The sequence below is a fragment of the Aminobacter sp. GW821-FHT11F06 genome (assembly GCF_058808215.1).
Map to the genome: position 1 here is coordinate 103,390 of NZ_JBXARL010000005.1, position 16,260 is coordinate 119,649.

General features: G+C 61.6%; 13 protein-coding genes. 5 read left to right on the forward strand and 8 right to left on the reverse strand.

Features of this window, described 5'->3' with window-relative positions:
• Window positions 1-63: 63 nt before the first annotated feature.
• The 4 genes from AC1RTB_RS14150 to AC1RTB_RS14165 all read right to left on the reverse strand — a co-directional run bounded on the left by AC1RTB_RS14150 (window position 64) and on the right by AC1RTB_RS14165 (window position 3,773).
• A complete protein-coding gene (locus AC1RTB_RS14150; RefSeq protein WP_492881356.1) occupies window positions 64-864 on the reverse strand; it encodes an ABC transporter ATP-binding protein in 801 nt (266 codons plus the stop codon).
• Window positions 865-888: 24 nt separating this feature from the next.
• Window positions 889-1,773 carry an ABC transporter permease gene (locus tag AC1RTB_RS14155; protein ID WP_492881355.1) on the reverse strand — a complete coding sequence of 295 codons (885 nt, stop codon included), beginning with the start codon at window positions 1,771-1,773 and terminating at the stop codon, window positions 889-891.
• The gene (locus tag AC1RTB_RS14160; protein ID WP_492881354.1) at window positions 1,770-2,498 is read right to left on the reverse strand and encodes an ABC transporter permease; all 729 of its coding nucleotides are present in this window, start codon (window positions 2,496-2,498) and stop codon (window positions 1,770-1,772) included. The genes AC1RTB_RS14155 and AC1RTB_RS14160 overlap by 4 nt, the downstream gene beginning before the upstream one ends.
• A 171-nt stretch (window positions 2,499-2,669) precedes the next feature.
• Window positions 2,670-3,773 carry an LLM class flavin-dependent oxidoreductase gene (locus AC1RTB_RS14165; protein WP_492881353.1) on the reverse strand — a complete coding sequence of 368 codons (1,104 nt, stop codon included), beginning with the start codon at window positions 3,771-3,773 and terminating at the stop codon, window positions 2,670-2,672.
• Between the two features lie 129 nt (window positions 3,774-3,902).
• Between AC1RTB_RS14165 and AC1RTB_RS14170 the strand changes: the two genes are divergently transcribed.
• Window positions 3,903-4,826 (forward strand): LysR substrate-binding domain-containing protein, encoded by a 924-nt coding sequence (locus AC1RTB_RS14170; RefSeq protein WP_492881352.1) that lies wholly within the window; start codon window positions 3,903-3,905, stop codon window positions 4,824-4,826.
• Between the two features lie 251 nt (window positions 4,827-5,077).
• On the opposite strand, the gene lpdA is transcribed toward AC1RTB_RS14170, so the two are convergent.
• From lpdA to mdeB, 3 genes are read right to left on the reverse strand one after another with little or no spacing between them, the layout of a single operon-like run.
• Window positions 5,078-6,802 (reverse strand): dihydrolipoyl dehydrogenase, encoded by a 1,725-nt coding sequence (lpdA, locus tag AC1RTB_RS14175; RefSeq protein ID WP_492881351.1) that lies wholly within the window; start codon window positions 6,800-6,802, stop codon window positions 5,078-5,080.
• 7 nt (window positions 6,803-6,809) lie between these two features.
• Window positions 6,810-8,096: a dihydrolipoyllysine-residue acetyltransferase gene (gene aceF, locus AC1RTB_RS14180; protein WP_492881350.1), complete on the reverse strand. Its 1,287-nt coding sequence runs from the start codon at window positions 8,094-8,096 to the stop codon at window positions 6,810-6,812.
• Between the two features lie 33 nt (window positions 8,097-8,129).
• Window positions 8,130-10,826: an alpha-ketoglutarate dehydrogenase gene (gene mdeB, locus AC1RTB_RS14185; protein WP_492881349.1), complete on the reverse strand. Its 2,697-nt coding sequence runs from the start codon at window positions 10,824-10,826 to the stop codon at window positions 8,130-8,132.
• A 145-nt stretch (window positions 10,827-10,971) separates the two neighbouring features.
• Between mdeB and AC1RTB_RS14190 the strand changes: the two genes are divergently transcribed.
• Window positions 10,972-11,460, forward strand: a complete 489-nt coding sequence (locus AC1RTB_RS14190; protein WP_492881348.1) for an Lrp/AsnC family transcriptional regulator — start codon at window positions 10,972-10,974, stop codon at window positions 11,458-11,460.
• Window positions 11,461-11,735: 275 nt separating this feature from the next.
• Here AC1RTB_RS14190 and AC1RTB_RS14195 read toward each other — a convergent pair whose 3' ends face one another.
• Window positions 11,736-12,527 (reverse strand): IclR family transcriptional regulator, encoded by a 792-nt coding sequence (locus AC1RTB_RS14195; protein ID WP_492881347.1) that lies wholly within the window; start codon window positions 12,525-12,527, stop codon window positions 11,736-11,738.
• Window positions 12,528-12,723: 196 nt separating this feature from the next.
• On the opposite strand from AC1RTB_RS14195, the gene AC1RTB_RS14200 reads away from it, so the two are divergent.
• From AC1RTB_RS14200 to AC1RTB_RS14210, 3 genes are all read left to right on the forward strand, one after another.
• The gene (locus AC1RTB_RS14200) at window positions 12,724-14,130 is read left to right on the forward strand and encodes an amidohydrolase family protein (protein ID WP_492881346.1); all 1,407 of its coding nucleotides are present in this window, start codon (window positions 12,724-12,726) and stop codon (window positions 14,128-14,130) included.
• Between the two features lie 149 nt (window positions 14,131-14,279).
• Complete coding sequence (locus AC1RTB_RS14205) at window positions 14,280-15,155, forward strand: fumarylacetoacetate hydrolase family protein (protein WP_492881345.1); 876 nt, start codon at window positions 14,280-14,282, stop codon at window positions 15,153-15,155.
• A 35-nt stretch (window positions 15,156-15,190) separates the two neighbouring features.
• The gene (locus tag AC1RTB_RS14210; RefSeq protein WP_492881344.1) at window positions 15,191-16,255 is read left to right on the forward strand and encodes a cupin domain-containing protein; all 1,065 of its coding nucleotides are present in this window, start codon (window positions 15,191-15,193) and stop codon (window positions 16,253-16,255) included.
• Window positions 16,256-16,260: the final 5 nt, after the last annotated feature.

Below are 16,260 nucleotides of genomic sequence, written 5' to 3' on the forward strand. Positions count from 1 at the left end.
TTATCCTCCACCTTCGTTTCTGACGGTCGCGGCTTTCCGCTTTTTCCGTCCTCCCCAAAACTGTCAGTCGGCCTGCCCTCGGGCAGCGGCCCGCACAAGACGGGCAACCTCGCTTCTCAGCCGCACGAAACCGGGCAGCTCGCGTGTGGCGATCTGGTCACGGTCGGGTGGCAGGTCGACAGGAATCTCGGCGATCACGCGGCCGGGCTTGGCGCCCAGAACGACGACGCGGTCGGCCAGATAGACGGACTCATCGATGTCATGCGTGATGAACAATGTCGTCATGCCATAGTCGCGGTGCACGCGCAGTGTCAGGTCTTCGAGTTCCGCGCGGGTCTGCGCATCGACCGAGGCGAACGGTTCGTCCATCAGCAACAGGCGCGGGCGATAGGCGATGGCGCGGGCGATGGCGACGCGTTGCTGCATGCCACCGGAAAGCTCCCAAGGGTATTTCCGCCCCGCCGCAGAAAGGCCGACCGCATCGAGCGCATGCTGCGTGCGTTCCTGGCGCTCTGTCCGCGTCATCGGCAGGTGCTGCAGCGGAAAGGCGATATTCGCCTCCACCCGCATCCATGGAAACAGCGACCGGCTGTAGTCCTGGAACACCAGGGCGAGATGGTCGGGGACCGAGCGAACCGGTTTTCCGAACATTTCCAGGCTGCCGGAGCTTGGCATCATCAGGCCGGCGATCAGCTTGATCAACGTCGTCTTGCCGCAACCCGAAGGGCCGACGATGCTGACGAATTCGCCAGCAGACGCCGACAGCGAAACGCCCTCGATGGCGACGTAGCCGGATGCGCCTGAGCCGTACTTTTTGCTGATCGAGTTGACCGCGAGCAATGGGGCAAGGGCCACCTCCGCCATCGGCTTTTTCACTAATAATTGCATTCAGTTCGCCTCCCCGCGACCCTGTGCGCCCTCGTGCCAGCGCAATACTCGCCTCTCCGCCATGAGGAACGCAGTGTTCAAAAAGTAACCGATCAAGGCAATCATGAGGACGGTCGACCACATCTCGACGATGTCGTAGTTCCTTTGCCTCTCGATCAGGTAGTAGCCGATACCGTTGCTGGTCAGGATCCATTCCGATACCAACATCACGATCAATGAGAGCGAGAGCGTTACCCGCAGTCCGGCGATGATCTTCGGCGAAGCCGCCGGAATGACGATGAAGAGCAATCTTCGCCACGCTGGAATTTGGAACGCCAGGCCTGTCTGCCGCATCACCGGATCGAGTGAACGCACGCCTTGCATGGTGTTCAAGAGCACAAGCCAGATCGTGGAAAAGGCGATGGCAACGACGCGCGTAACGTCGTTGGCGCCGAACACGATCAGCAGAGTTGGAATGAGCGCAGCCTTGGGGATGGAACGGAGATAGCTCACCACCGGATCGACATAGCCGCGTGCCGGAGCGCTCAGACCCGCCAGGATGCCGATCGCCATCCCGATCATGCCGCCGAGTACCCAACCGGCCAGTGCCCGGGATACGCTCGGCACGACATCGTTCCATACCGCCGGCGTCGTGAACAATGCCGAGGCCGGCCCCGAGAACCAGGTCAGGTAGAACTGGTGAAAAATCTGGGATGGCGGCTTGAAGTGGAACGAGCCGCCGTCGCTCAGCGCGAGCTGCCAAATCGCCAGGAGGACTGCGATCAGGCCGAACCGGATGACGAAGCGGCGCAGCAAGCTCCAGGTTGCCGCAGCCAGGCGTCTCGCCAAGGCAACTGCTGGCGAGAGGACGCCAGTCTGCTCCGCCCTTGTCCAAAACTGGGTCATTGCGGCTCTCCCCTACGGGTTTCCCAGCCGACGAAGAGGTCGGAGACTGCATCAGCGATCATGTTGAGGAAGAAGCCAACCACTCCGGCAGCCATAAGCACCGCATATATGACATGCGGGCGGTACTCGACATTGGCTTGCTGCATCAGCAGGTATCCACCGATGCCATACGGGCTGCCGATGACGATCTCGGACGAAATGACGATGACGACCGAGATCGGCAGAGCGTAGCGTATGCCGGTTGCGATGAACGGCGCCGCCGAAGGCAGCATCACTCGGCGCCAAAGCGCAAAGCCGGTGACGCGACAGCTTTTTGCGCTCTCGATTGCTACCTTGTCCACGGAGGCGATGCCGTAAACCGTATTGAACAGAATCGGCCACAAAGTCACGTAAGAGACCAAGGCGACCTTCATCTCCGTGCCAACGCCGATTGAGAAGATGAAAACCGGAATCAGTGCGGTCCCGGGCAGCGAGCGCATCATGTCGATCAGCCCACGCGTGGCATCGTCGGCGAAACGCGAGACGCCGAGCAGCAGACCAAGCGCGATGCCGCTCAGGCTGGCTATGGTCAGCCCAATCAGAGCTGGCCCCAAAGTGGTGACGACTGCCCTCAGAAACTCGGGATCGCTCCACAGTCGCAACATCTCGATCAGTACGTCGGTGACCGGTGGCAGTACGCGCTGGTCGACCAGCCCAGACCATTGAATGAGCTGGTAGCCGAGCATCACAGCGGCGGCGCCGACAGCCGCTTTCCAGACTGCGATCAGTGTCGGCGCCAGCCGGTCGACCAACTCCAGCCATGCCTGCTGTGGCCTCGATGGATCCGCAACGGGTCTGCTTGCGGTTTTCGGCCTGAACGGAACGGGCTCCACTTTATCCTCCTCCCAGGCCGGCGATTAGGCCGTGCCGACCAGCGGCCGTATCATCTGGCCCTTCACCGGGGCGAAGCGCGTATAGACATCGCTCAAGAACAGGTCGAGTTGCCTGTTTGCCTGCTCGCGCGACATGTGGGCATAGTTGAAGCACAGCATGATGTGCGGCACACCGGCAGCTTCGCATTCCGCAATCTTCGCCGCGATCGTGTCGGGGCTGCCAACCAGCATTGCTGCCTTCAAGAAAGCGTCTGGATCTTCGGCCGAGACTCCCAAAGCGTCGCGCGTGAAAGTCGGACCGTTGGCGCCGTCCGGTCGCGGTGCCGACCAACTGCGGCGGACACCTTGCGCAAGCCGATCGATAATGGCGCGCGCTTGTGCCTCCGCCTCCTGGTCGGTCTGTGCGATGACCACCTGACGTGCGAGCGAACTCCAGGCCAGAAGCTCTTCCCTCCTGGCGAGATCGTGGACGCTTCGTTCCAACTCGCTGCGGTAGAGCGAAAAGCGCGAAGCGATCGTTTCGATCGGCGCTCGTGCGGTCATCAGGTACCAGCCGCGCTGCGCCGTCCAGACCACGCCTTCATCGTTTTGGGCCGCCCGGGCGAATTTCGGCGCAGCTCCGTATGAGGCAGGCATGATGCGCGTGGAAAGCAATCCCTTGTCATAGGTCGTCGACCAATCGTAGGGCGCATCCTCCGGCTTCTTCGCCAGTGCCTTTTCGACGACCTCGATGACTTCCATCATCTCTTGGTGACGGTTGGCAGGATCGCGCCCGAGTGCAAAGAATTCCAACGGCGAACCACCCGCGCCCATGCCGATGATGACCTCGCCACGGCACATGATGTCGAGCAGGTTGCTTTGCTGAGCCAGGCGCATTGGATGGTGCATCTGGGGAACTACGATAGCCAGCGAATAACGCGTGCCGCGCGGCAGCTGAGGCGCTAGGTAGGCCGTCATCAGGATATTGTCGCCGAAGGTGTTGTAACCGGAGACGTGATGCTCGGTTAGCGCCACCCCGTCGAAACCGGCGTCAGTCGCCCTGAAGGCCTGCTCGACCGTCAGATCGATCTGGCCAAGGTCTATCTCCGGAGCAAGGGTCTGCGGGTTGAGGTAGATGGAAAATCGCATGCAGGCACTCCCGTTTGACACTTGGTCCGGCTGCTCCAACTTGCAGCCGTCTTCATAAGTCCGAGATTTTCACTGGCGCCTTGGTGAAGCAAATGCATAATCACTATGTTTTCATGCGCTGGAGGTATGATGCCAACCGTTCAATCGCTTCGCGCATTCTGCGCGATCATGGAGGTCGGCACAGTTACCGCCGCGGCGGAATCCCTTCTGCGGACGCAACCACAGGTTAGCCGGCTGATTTCCGAGTTGGAGCAGGATGTCGGCTTTCCGCTGTTCTTCCGCCAGCGACGCCGGCTGATACCCACTCAACGTGGCAGCAGGCTCTACGCTGATGTAAAACGGGCTTTGAACGGACTGGACGAGATCGACCGGATTGCCGAGGAAATCCGCACCGACACCGAAGCCGTGCTGCGTATTCTGGTGCCACCTTATGCGGCCGGTACTGTGTTGCCCGGGGCTTTGAAGGCGTTTGTCGGTCGGTTTCCAGAGAGGCGGTACACGGTCGAGATCATCTCGCGCAATTCCATGGGGACATGGATTTCATTTCATCCCTTCGATGTCGGGATCGCCTCTCTTCCTTTCGATTTGCCAGCCATCCAGGTGCACCCATTTGCCACTGTCGAAACAGTCGTCGTGGTGCCAGCGGCACACCCGCTCGCCGAAAAGCCGCTGCTCGACATCGCCGATCTCGCCGGGGTTCCGTTCATCGCCATGAGCCGCAACACGCCCATGAGGCGTCTGGTCGACGAAATCGCCCGATCGAATGGCGTGAAGCTCCAAATCGTCGGCGAAACTGCAACGAGCGTCTCGGCCTGTGAAATGGTTGCCCAGGGGCTCGGCATCGCAATCGTGGACGCGCTTGTGCCGCTCACCATGCGCTCGAATAATATTGCCTTTCGCAGATGGAACCCCGGACACCGGTCGCAATTCGGGCTGCTTTATCCAGCAGCGGCAAAACCTTCGAATGCCGCTCGCGACTTTTCCTCGATCCTTGTCGAAACAACGCTCGCAATGGACCCGCATCTCGTCCGGTCGATTGAAGGACGATCGTGACCACCATGGGGTGGCGGTTCTAAAGCGACGATGCCATTGGCTGCCGGCGGCGAAAGTGGCCAGCACCGGCTCTAGCTAAACCCACGCCGCAAAGCGGTCAGCAATTCAGTCGGCCCTGAGGCCGGCATAGCGCTATGCTCACAAGCGCGCAGATGCCAAACACCTCCGGCCTCGTTTCGAGCGCATGGCGCGTAGCGGATTGCCTGGCTGAGGCCTGGCATGTCTAGGTGGAGGAAATTGCCCCCATGCGCCTAACTCCGCTTTCGGCTTGGCGGCAGGTCGGTGCAGACGCCCTCGGCGACTTCCGCTGCCATGCCGATGGTCTCGCCAAGTGTCGGATGCGGATGGATGGTCTTGCCGATGTCGACGGCGTCGGCCCCCATCTCGATCGCCAGGCAGATCTCGCCGATCATGTCGCCAGCCGACGGGCCGACGATGGCGCCGCCGATGACGCGATGCGTTTCGGCATCGAACACCAGCTTGGTCAGGCCGTAGTCGGCGCCATTGGCAATGGCGCGGCCAGATGCCGCCCATGGGAACCTGGCGACCTCGACCGCGCGGTCGGCCGCCTTGGCGGCGTCCTCGGTCACGCCGACCCAGGCAATCTCGGGATCGGTATAAGCGACCGACGGCACGACTTTGGCATCCATGAAGCTCTTGAGCCCGGTTGCCGCTTCAGCAGCGACATGGCCCTGGTGCACCGCCTTGTGCGCCAGCATCGGATTGCCGGTGACATCGCCGACGGCAAAGATGTTTTGCGCACGCGTGCGCATCTGCGCATCGACTTCGATGAAGCCGCGCGCGTCGACCGTAACACCGGCAGCGGCAAGTTGCAGCGCCTCCGCGGAAGGCCGTCGGCCGGCCGATTGCAGGATCAGGTCGTAACGCCTGACGCCGGCACCCTCCCCGCTCGTCGTCACGACAAGCGCATCTTTCTCGGCAACGACGCTTTCGACGCGTGCGCCCAGCAACATGGCATCGAAGCGATGGGCATTGCGTTTGCGCCAGCTCTCGACCACGTCGCGGTCGACATCAGGCAGCAGCCTGTCGAGCTGTTCGACCACGTCGACACGCGCACCAAGCGCGCTATAGACGGTTGCCATTTCGAGCCCGATGATGCCGCCGCCGATGACCAGCATGCGCTCGGGGATGAAGGGCAGCTCGAGCGCGCCGGTGGAGTCGACGATGCGCGGATCATCTGGCAGAAACGGCAGCTTGACCGGCACCGAGCCGGCAGCGACGATCGCCTTGGCGAAAGCTATCCTGCGGCTTGTGCCGTCGAACAACTCGACATCGACCAAGCTGCTATCCGTAAATTTCGCCGTGCCTCTGATCACCTCGACCTTGCGCAGGCGCGCCATGCCCTTCAGCCCGTCGGTGAGCTTGCCGACAACGCCCGCCTTGAAGCCGCGCAGCTTGTCGAGATCGACGGTCGGCGTGTCGAAGGCTACGCCGTGGTCGGCCAGACGCTCCGCCTCCTCCTTGACCGCCGCGACGTGCAGCAGCGCCTTGGAAGGGATACAGCCGACATTGAGGCAGACACCGCCAAGCGTGGCGTCGCGTTCGACCAGCATGACGCGCTGGCCGAGATCGGCGGCGCGGAAGGCCGCCGAGTAACCGCCAGGCCCGCCGCCGATCACCAGCACGTCGCAGTCGGGTGCTGCGCCGGACGCCGGAGCTGGCGATGGCACCGGTGCTGCGGCCATCGCTGCCGGCGCTTCCGGCTTGGCCTCGGCAGTTGCTGCTTCCACCCTGGCGATCAGCGCACCCTTGGAAACGCGCTGGCCGATGGCGATTTCGATCGAAGCGATGCGCCCAGCAAAGGGCGACGGCACGTCGATCGATGCCTTGTCGGATTCGAGCACGATCAGCGTCTGGTCGAGGACGACGTCGTCGCCCGGCTTGATATGCACTTCAATGACGGCAACGTCCTTGAAGTCGCCCATTTCGGGCACCCTGATTTCGCTAGTGCTCATATTGGCCTCAAACGATCGCGCGGCGGAAATCGCCCAGAAGGGCAGCGATGTGGCTCAGGAACCTGGCCGCGGCGACGCCGTCGATGACCCGGTGATCCCACGACAGCGAGACTGGCATGATCAGCCTGGGTTGGAACGCATTGCCGTCCCAGGCAGCTTCCATCGCCGAGCGGCCTGCGCCGAGGATCGCCACCTCAGGCGCATTGATAATCGGCGTGAAGCCCGCCCCGCCAATGCCACCAAGCGACGACACCGAAAAACAACCACCCTGCATGTCGGAGGCCGACAATCCGCTGTCGCGCGCCTTGTCGGCGAGCGCCCGCATCTCGGTGGCGATCTCGAGCACGCCCTTGCGGTCGCAATCGCGGATCACCGGCACCATCAGTCCCTTGGGGGTGTCGGCGGCAAAGCCGATATGAACGTAGTTCTTGAGCACCAGCTCGTCGCCGTCGAGCGAGGCGTTGAAGCGTGGATATGCCTTGAGTGCCAGCGCCGACGCCTTGATCAGGAAAGCGACCATCGTCAGCTTGGCATTCTTGTTGGCCCCATTGAGTTCCTTGCGGAACTCTTCGAGGCCGGTCACGTCGGCCTTGTCGAAATTGGTGACGTGCGGAATTGTCAGCCAGTTGCGGGTGAGATTGCCGCCCGAGATCTTCTGGACACGCGACAGCGGCTGGCGCTCGACCGATCCAAATTTTTCGTAATCGACCGCAGGCCAGGCCGGCAGGCCGGCACCGATGCCCGAAGCCGACATCGGCACGGCAGAGCCTCCTGCGAGACGCTCCTTGATATGCTCAGAGATGTCTTCGCGCAGTATCCTGCCCTTCGCCCCGGAGGGCTTTACAGCAGCCAGATCGACGCCAAGCTCACGGGCAAAGGCACGAACCGACGGCGTGGCATGCGCGCCAGCCGACGCTTCTGATTTTACCACCGGCGGGCTACTGGGCGGTGCCGCCTTAGCTGCAACCGGCGGTTCTGTCTTGGCGGGCGAAGTCGCGGGAGCGGCCTCGGCTTTTGCCGTTTCTGGTAAGGGTACCGGCGCAGGCGCAGCTGCAGCCGCATCGATCGTCAGCAGCAGCGTGCCCTGGGAGACACGCGTGCCGATCGACACCGCGAACTCCCTGACGGTTCCGGCGAAAGGCGCCGGAATCTCCATCGTCGCCTTGTCGGATTCGACCGTCATCAGCGGGTCTTCGACCGCAACGATATCGCCTGGCTTCACCAGGAACTCGACGACCGGCACATTCTTGTAGTCGCCTATGTCAGGCAACCTGACTTCCATCAGCTGGCTCATATCAACTCTTTCGGAACTGGAACTCGGGCCGGATCAACGCAACCACGGCGCATCGACTGAGCCGTCGAAACCGTAGCGGGCGATGGCGTCGGCCACCGTCTGGCGCGGCACCGAACCTTCGGCGGCGAGTGCGGCAAGTGCCGCAACCGCGACATGGCGATGATCGACTTCGAAAAAATCGCGCAAGGCCGCGCGTGTGTCGCTGCGGCCGAAGCCGTCGGTGCCAAGGGCCGTGAACGGTGCCTCGACATATGAAGCGATCAGTTGCGGGTAGGCGCGCACATAGTCGGTGGCGGCAACAATCGGCGCTTTGCCCGGCAGGCAGTTGGCGAGATGGCTGACTGCAGGTTCGGCCAGCGGGTTGAAGCGGTTGTGACGCTCGACTTCCCGTGCGTCGCGCGACAGCTCGGAGAAGCTGGTGGCGCTCCACACTTCCGAGGCGACACCCCAGTCGGCTTCGAGCATGCGCGCCGCTTCCAGCACCTGCGGCAGGATGGTGCCGGAACCGAGCAGGCGCACGAGCCCGGCGCTCTTCTTGGGCTTGTGGCTGGCGATTTGGTAGAGCCCCTTGATGATGTCAGCTTCGACGCCCGCCGGCATCGACGGCTGGGCGTAGTTCTCGTTCATCGCGGTGATGTAATAGAACTCGTCCTTGCCCTGCTCCATCATCGCCCGGGCGCCATGGTCGAGAATGACCGCCAGCTCATAGGCGAATGCCGGGTCGTAGGCGCGGCAGTTCGGCACGGTCGAAGCAACAAGCAGGCTTGATCCGTCCTGATGCTGCAAGCCTTCGCCGGCCAGCGTCGTGCGGCCGGCGGTGGCGCCGATCAGGAAGCCGCGCGAGCGCTGGTCGGCTGCCGCCCAGATCAGGTCGCCGACACGCTGGAACCCGAACATGGAGTAGTAGATGTAGAACGGTAGCATGGCGAGGTTGTGCACGCTGTAAGACGTCGCTGCCGCCGCCCAGGACGAGATCGCACCTGCCTCGGTGATGCCCTCTTCGAGCAGCTGACCGTTCTTGGTTTCCTTGTAATAGAGCATCGAGCCGGCATCCTCGGGCTCGTAAAGCTGGCCGACCGGCGAATAGATGCCGACCTGGCGGAACAGATTGGCCATGCCGAAGGTGCGCGCTTCGTCGGCAACAATCGGCACGATGCGCGGTCCAAGCTCCTTGTCCTTGATCATGTTGCCGAGCAGCCTGACTGCGGCCATTGTCGTCGACATCTCCTTGCCGTCGGCATTGAGCGCGAAGTCTGCGTAGCTTGCCAACGGCGGGATCGCCACCGGTGCCGCAGTGCGACGTCGCGACGGCAGGTAGCCGCCAAGCGCGGCGCGGCGCGACCGCAGATAGGTGAGTTCGGCGCTGTCTTCAGCAGGCTTGTAGAACGCAACCTGTTCGGCCTGCTCGTTGCTGATCGGCAGCGAAAAGCGGTCACGGAAGGTGAGCAGGGCCTCGACGTCGAGCTTCTTGGACTGATGCACAGTCATGCGGGATTCGCCGGCAGCGCCCATACCAAATCCCTTTTTGGTCTTGGCCAGGATGACTGTCGGCCGACCCTTTGTCGCCCTCGCCGCCTCGAAGGCGGCAAACAGCTTGCGGAAGTCGTGGCCGCCGCGCTTCAGGGCGTCGATGTCATTATCCGACATGTGAGCGACCAGCGCCTTGACCTCGGGATCCTCCTCGAAGAAATGCGCGAGGTTGTAGGCGCCGTCCTTGGCGCCCAGCGTCTGGTACTTGCCGTCGACCGTGGCGGCGAAACGACGGAGCAACGCGTGCTGCGTATCGCGCGCAAACAGCGCATCCCACTCCGATCCCCACAGCACCTTGATGACATTCCAGCCCGCACCACGGAAGGTGCTTTCCAGCTCCTGGATGATCTGGCCGTTGCCGCGCACCGGGCCGTCGAGACGCTGCAGGTTGCAGTTGATAATGAAGGTCAGATTGTCGAGTTTTTCGCGCGCGGCGATCGACAGGCCGGCGATCGATTCCGGCTCGTCCATCTCACCGTCGCCAAACACGCCCCAGACGTGGCGGCCCTCGGTGTTAGCGAGCCCACGGTCACCGAGATAATGCATGAACCGTGCCTGATAGACCGCCGTGATTGGGCCGATTCCCATCGAACCGGTCGGCACCTGCCAGAAATCCGGCATCAGCCAGGGGTGCGGATATGAGCACAGTCCGGTGCCACCGATCTCTTGGCGGTAGTGCTTGAGATGGTCCTCCGACAAGCGCCCCTCGAGATAGGCGCGGGCATAGACGCCGGGAGCCGAGTGCGGCTGGAAAAAGACCACGTCGCCGTCGCCCTCGCCGGTGTCGGCGCGGAAGAAATGATTGAAGCCGACCTCGAAGATCTCGGCTGCCGAGGCATAGCTGCCGATGTGGCCGCCAAGTTCGCCATAGGCCGTGTTGGCCCGCACCACCATGGCCAGCGCATTCCAACGAATGATCGCCGTGATGCGCTCTTCCATGGCGAGATCGCCGGGGAACGGCGTCTGCTTTTCAAGTGAAATGCTGTTGCGGTAGGGCGAAAACGGCAGCGTGTCGTGGACGATGCCAAGCTCCTTGGCCTTGCGGTCGAGCTCGGCAAGGATGAACTCGGCACGCGTGCCGCCGGAATTGAAAAAGAGGGATTCGAGCGAGGCCAGCCAGTCGGCGGTCTCGTTCGGATCGCCGTCGGGCGCGCTCGCGTTTTCCATGTCGATATGTGCGGAGGGGTTGTTAGTGAGCATGATGGCGCTCCGGCTCCTTAAGTTTCCACTTGCGCGCGATGGTAGCGGCAAGGTCGCGGCATTTCCTGCCGAAGATGTTGCAAATATCGTATATTGCAGTAGATATTGCCGCCAACCCTCCATCTTGCAGCAGAATGTGCCGTGAATGAAACTTGATTCCATAGACATGCGTATCCTCTCGGAGATCCAGGAAGACGCCAGCCTGACCAATGTCCAGTTGGCTGCCCGCGTTGGTCTGTCGGCCTCGCCCTGCCTCGCCCGCATGCGCGCCCTGGAGGAGGCGGGCGTCATTGCCCGCCGCGTCGCCCTGCTCGATCCGATGATGCTGGGCGCCAGTCTCAGCGTCTTCATCCAGGTCACGCTGGAAAAGCAGACCGAAACGCTGCTCGAGGTCTTCGAGACGGCGATGGCGCGCTTTCCCGAGGTGATGGAATGCTATCTGATGACCGGCGATTCCGACTATCTGCTGCGCGTGGTTGTGCGCGACACGGTGGCACTGCAGCACTTCATCATCGACCGCCTGTCCAAGACACGCGGCGTCGCCAACATCCGTTCGAGCTTTGCCCTCAAGCAAGTCAAGTACAAGACCGCACTGCCGCTTGAAGACCTGGCCACGCCGCGAACGCGGCGATAGCGATCGAGGGTGGTTGACGAAATCGTAAAACACGTCCGTCATCAGGCGGACTGCACGGTGGTACATCCCTTGACCATCGCCAGGACACGCGCAGCGAAGGCAACAGGCGTATCTGTCGTCGCTGCAGCGACTGCTCGGTCGAAATGGCGCGCATAGTGCCAAGGCGCCTCCCCCAGCAACCAGCGTGCTGGAAGCGAACAGATCTGGCGCAGTGCAATGTCCTCGCTCGGCTTCATCGCCAAGTATCGAGAGAACACCCCGTTAAAACCAGGCGGCTACTGATCGAGCAAAGCGGCAACGCGGGATGCCGCGGCCACTGCGGCTTGCCCGAGTCGCTGAAGATCATCCTGGCCAACTCTCGACCGCGGCACAGAAATCGTGATCGCCGCTGGGGTTGTTCGCCTGCCACAAGCCGGGATAGCCGCCGCAACCGTACTCACGTCTGGCTCGACCTCGGCCACACTCACCGCATATCCGCGAACGCGGACTTGCTCAAGCTCGCTCAGCAGTTCCCTGCGACTGGTCAAAGTGAATGGGGTAACGGCCGTGAGTTTTTCCGTTGGATACAATTCTTCAACGCGCCCAACGGCGAGCGTGGCGAGCAGCGCTCGACCGCCTGCGGCCGCGTGCGCAGGGACTGTGCCCCCCAAACGCGAGCCGATACGCAGCATTCGCGGGCTCTCGGCAGCGTCGACTATGAGCATATCGCGGCCAGAGAGGATGACGAGGTGAGCCGTTTCTTGAATTTCCCCCACCAACTCGTCGAGTATCGGTCGTGCCAAGGCGCGAAGGTCGAGATTGCGAACCGCTGCCAAGCCGATCTTGAGCAAAGCTGGGCCGGCAATGTAAGCGCGAGAAACCGGATCTTGTTGCACGAACTCGTGATGCTGGAGCATCTCCAGCAGACGGTGCGCGGTCGACCGGGCCACCCCCAAGTCTTTGCTCACGTCTGCCACTCGTATGGCGCTTCGATCGGAGAAGCTACGCAGCAGGCGCAACGCCTTGTCGACTGAGCCGATAGGATAGTTCGGTGTCGTTCGATCTTGCTGGGAATCGGACTCGATCATTCGCTGCTCCTTGCTTGCACCGTAGTGCTCTTGAGGCTCGGTGAGGACTCCGAGGTGCGTCCTTGTACCAAGCTCTTGACATTCCCGAAAACGCCGCACTATGTTCTTCATAGCAGATAAATGTTCTGCACAATAGAACAACTTTCGGGAGGAAACCGATGGAACGTTCCATTCTGCCAGCGAAGGCGCATGGCATATGACGTCCGCGAGAACATTGTTTCGCGGAGGTCACATCGTTTCGGTAGACCCCAAGATCGGTGATTTGGTGGGCGACATGCTGATCGAAGACGGCAAGATCGCTGCCATTGGCCGCGACCTGAGCGTTGCGCTCGGCAGCGCCAATGTGATCGACGCTTCCAAGCATATCTTGATGCCAGGGTTCATCGATTCACACCGGCATCTTTTCCAGGCCTTGTTGCGCGGACTTGCGTCGAACTGGTCGCTGTTTCAGTATTTCGTGTCGATGTTCGGCGTGATCGCTCCGAACATGAGGCCGGACGACATGTATCTCGGGACGACCTTGGGGGCCCTTGATGCACTCGATGCCGGCGTCACCGGTGTCTTCGATTATTCGCATAACCAGTCGACGCCAGAACACACCGACGAGGCGATCCGTGCCTTGCGCAATTCGGGAATTCGCGCCGTCTTTGGGTACGGCGGATCGATGGCCGAGCAGGCCGAAATTCTCGTTCCGCCCTTCAAGAGCACGACGCCTAGCAACGAAGCTGAGATCCGCAGGATCCGGAACAGGTATTTCTCGTCGGACACAGGTCTCCTGTCTTTGGGATTGGCCGCGCGAGGGCCTGACTCTTCAACCATGGAAGTCGTTCGGGCGGATTGGGCGCTTGCCAGGGAACTTGGCATTCGCATCAACACCCATATCGGCATGGGCTCGCTCGATCTCGACGGCCGGCCCAACGTGACGCGGCTTCACAAGGAAGGCCTGCTGGGCGACGATCTCATCTTCGGTCATTGCAATCTGCTTACCGACGACGAATTCCGGTTGATGGCCGATACAGGTGTTTCCGTCACAGTGACGCCGGAGGATGAGTGCTCAATGGGCCATGGCTGGCCGCCGATCACCGGGCTTCTGCGCGCCGGCATCCGGCCGAATATCGGAATCGACACCTGTATGGCTGTCGGAGGCGATCCGTTTACTGCCATGCGGTTCGCCTTGGCCGTGCCGCGTGGCCTTGCCAACCAACCTGTGCTCGATGCGCATGGCAATCCCTGGGAGTTGAACCTGACTGCCCGTGACGTGCTCGAATTTGCAACGATTGAAGGAGCACGGGCAATTGGACAGGAAGCCACCACAGGCAGCCTTACGCCCGGCAAGCAGGCCGATATCGTGATGATACGGACGGATCATGTATCGATGACCCCCGTCATCGATCCCATCGCGTCGATCGTCCACCATGCCAGCCGGCAGACCGTGGATCACGTCTATGTATCCGGTCGTGCAGTCAAGCGCGATGGCAAGCTGGTCGGCGTCGATATGGCCGATCTGAGCCAGAAGGCCGAGACGGCCTCGGAGCAAATCCTCAGTCGCTCAAATATCAGTCCCGGCTGGGCGCCGCCGAACCCACATCTCCCGCATCCATAGATGTCCCAACAGAGCGCTCCGGTGTTCTGATCCTTGTCGCCGCCGGCACCAATGGCTGCCGGAAAGGCGTGAGCTTCTTCACGCGGCTCTGTTCCGGTGGAAACCGAGAGCAGAGCAGCATTTCAGCCCACAAAGAAAGTTCTTGTTCCATGCGCATAGCTCTCTTCGACCAGTATCGTATCGGTGTCATCAACGGATCGACCATCCGCGACGTCACCAGCATCGTAGACGAGAAATGGCATGGCACCGCGTATGCCATCAACGAATTGATCGAGAACTGGGATGCGCTGAAAGCGCCTCTCGAAACGCTTCTCCCGTCGGCCAGGGAATATTCGCTCTCAGATGTAAGGCTACTTCCGCCGGTTCCCCGCCCTCGCCAATTGCTCGCAGCGCCCGCCAATTACCACGCCCATGTCGAAGAGATGACGGCATCGCGATACGCGCCAGCCGCCAAACAGGCGCTTCAGTCGCCGCGCGAGGTCGGCTTCTTCGTCAAGAGCAATGGGTCGATCAGCGGCCCTGCCGATCCGATCGAACTGCCGCCAATGCCAGGGCGTGCGTTCCATCATGAGGTCGAACTGGGTGTCGTCATCGGCAAGACAGCGCGCGGCATTGCACGCGAGCAGGTACGTGATCACATCTTCGGCTATGTCTGCATTCTCGACATCACCCTGCGGACCGAAGGTGAACGGCAAGAAGAGCGCACGATGCGCAAGTCGTTCGAGACGTTCACCCCGATTGGCCCGTTCATCGTCACTGCGGACGAGATCGCCGATCACGCCAATATCGGCCTGAAGCTGTGGGTCAACGACGAACTGCGCCAGCAAGCCAACACCAGGGATCTGATCGTCGGGGTCGACGAACTGATCGAACAGGCGAGCCGCGTCGTGACACTGCATCCGGGCGATCTCTACGCGACCGGAACACCTGAGGGTGTCGGTCCCATCAAGGCAGGCGACGTCGTGCGCGCTCAGGTCGATGGTATGGGCGAACTCGTCCTTCCGGTCGTAACGCGCAAATGGTGACGAGATCCCCTTCACACAATCTTTCAGGAGCAACAATGCAACAGCCCACATCCACCGCCATGATTGACGCTGACCAGTTCTACGAAGGCCTCCGCTCGCATCACGTCACCCCGCTGTGGCGCAACAGCAACCCCCGTTTGCTGCCTCGCGAGCCGCATAGCCGAGCCGTTCCACACGTCTGGCGATATAAGGACCTCAGGTCGCAGCTGATGACGGCCGGAAGCCTGATCTCGGCCGAAGAGGCGGATCGTCGGGTGCTGATGCTGATCAACCCCGGCCTTGCACCGGAAGTCGAGACGGCAACCAACATCTACGCCGGCATCCAGCTTGTCCTTCCCGGCGAAATCGCTCCGATGCATCAGCACGCGGCAGCGGCGTTCCGACTGGTCATCGAAGGGTCGGGCGCCTTTACGGCGGTGGACGGCGAGCGGTCCCACATGAAGCCTGGCGACCTTGTTCTCACACCTTCATGGGCATGGCACGATCACGGTAACGACAGCGACGAGCCGATGATCTGGATGGACGGCCTTGATCTGCCGCTGATCAACAAGCTCGAATGCAATTTCTTCGTTCCGGGGCCGGAACGTGCGCAGGATGAACTGGTCAAGGCCAACAGTTCCGAGCGTCTCTATGGTTCGAGCCGGCTCAACCCGGCCTGGAGCCAGTGGGACAAGCAGTATTCTCCCGTCATCAACTACCCGTGGAGCCAGACCGAAAAGGTTCTGATGGAGGCTCTTCGCGACTGGGCTGGATCTCCGACCGATGGCGTCATCTTCGAGTTTACCAATCCCCACACTGGGGGCCCGATCATGCCAACCATGGGTGCCTATGTCCAAGCGCTCCCGGCCAGGATGCACACCGAGGCTCACCAGCACACCAGCAGCGCGATCTATCACGTCCTGCGCGGCCGTGGCCAAACCATCGTCAACGGTGAGGTTCTCGAGTGGTCCGAACATGACACGTTTGCCGTTCCCGGCTGGTCGGTTCACGAGCACATCAATCTGGAAAACGAACCAGCAATCCTGTTTTCGCACACCGACATTCCGGTCCTCAAGGCCCTCGGCTACTACAAGGAACAGTCATGCAAACGTCAGGCATAAGCAGG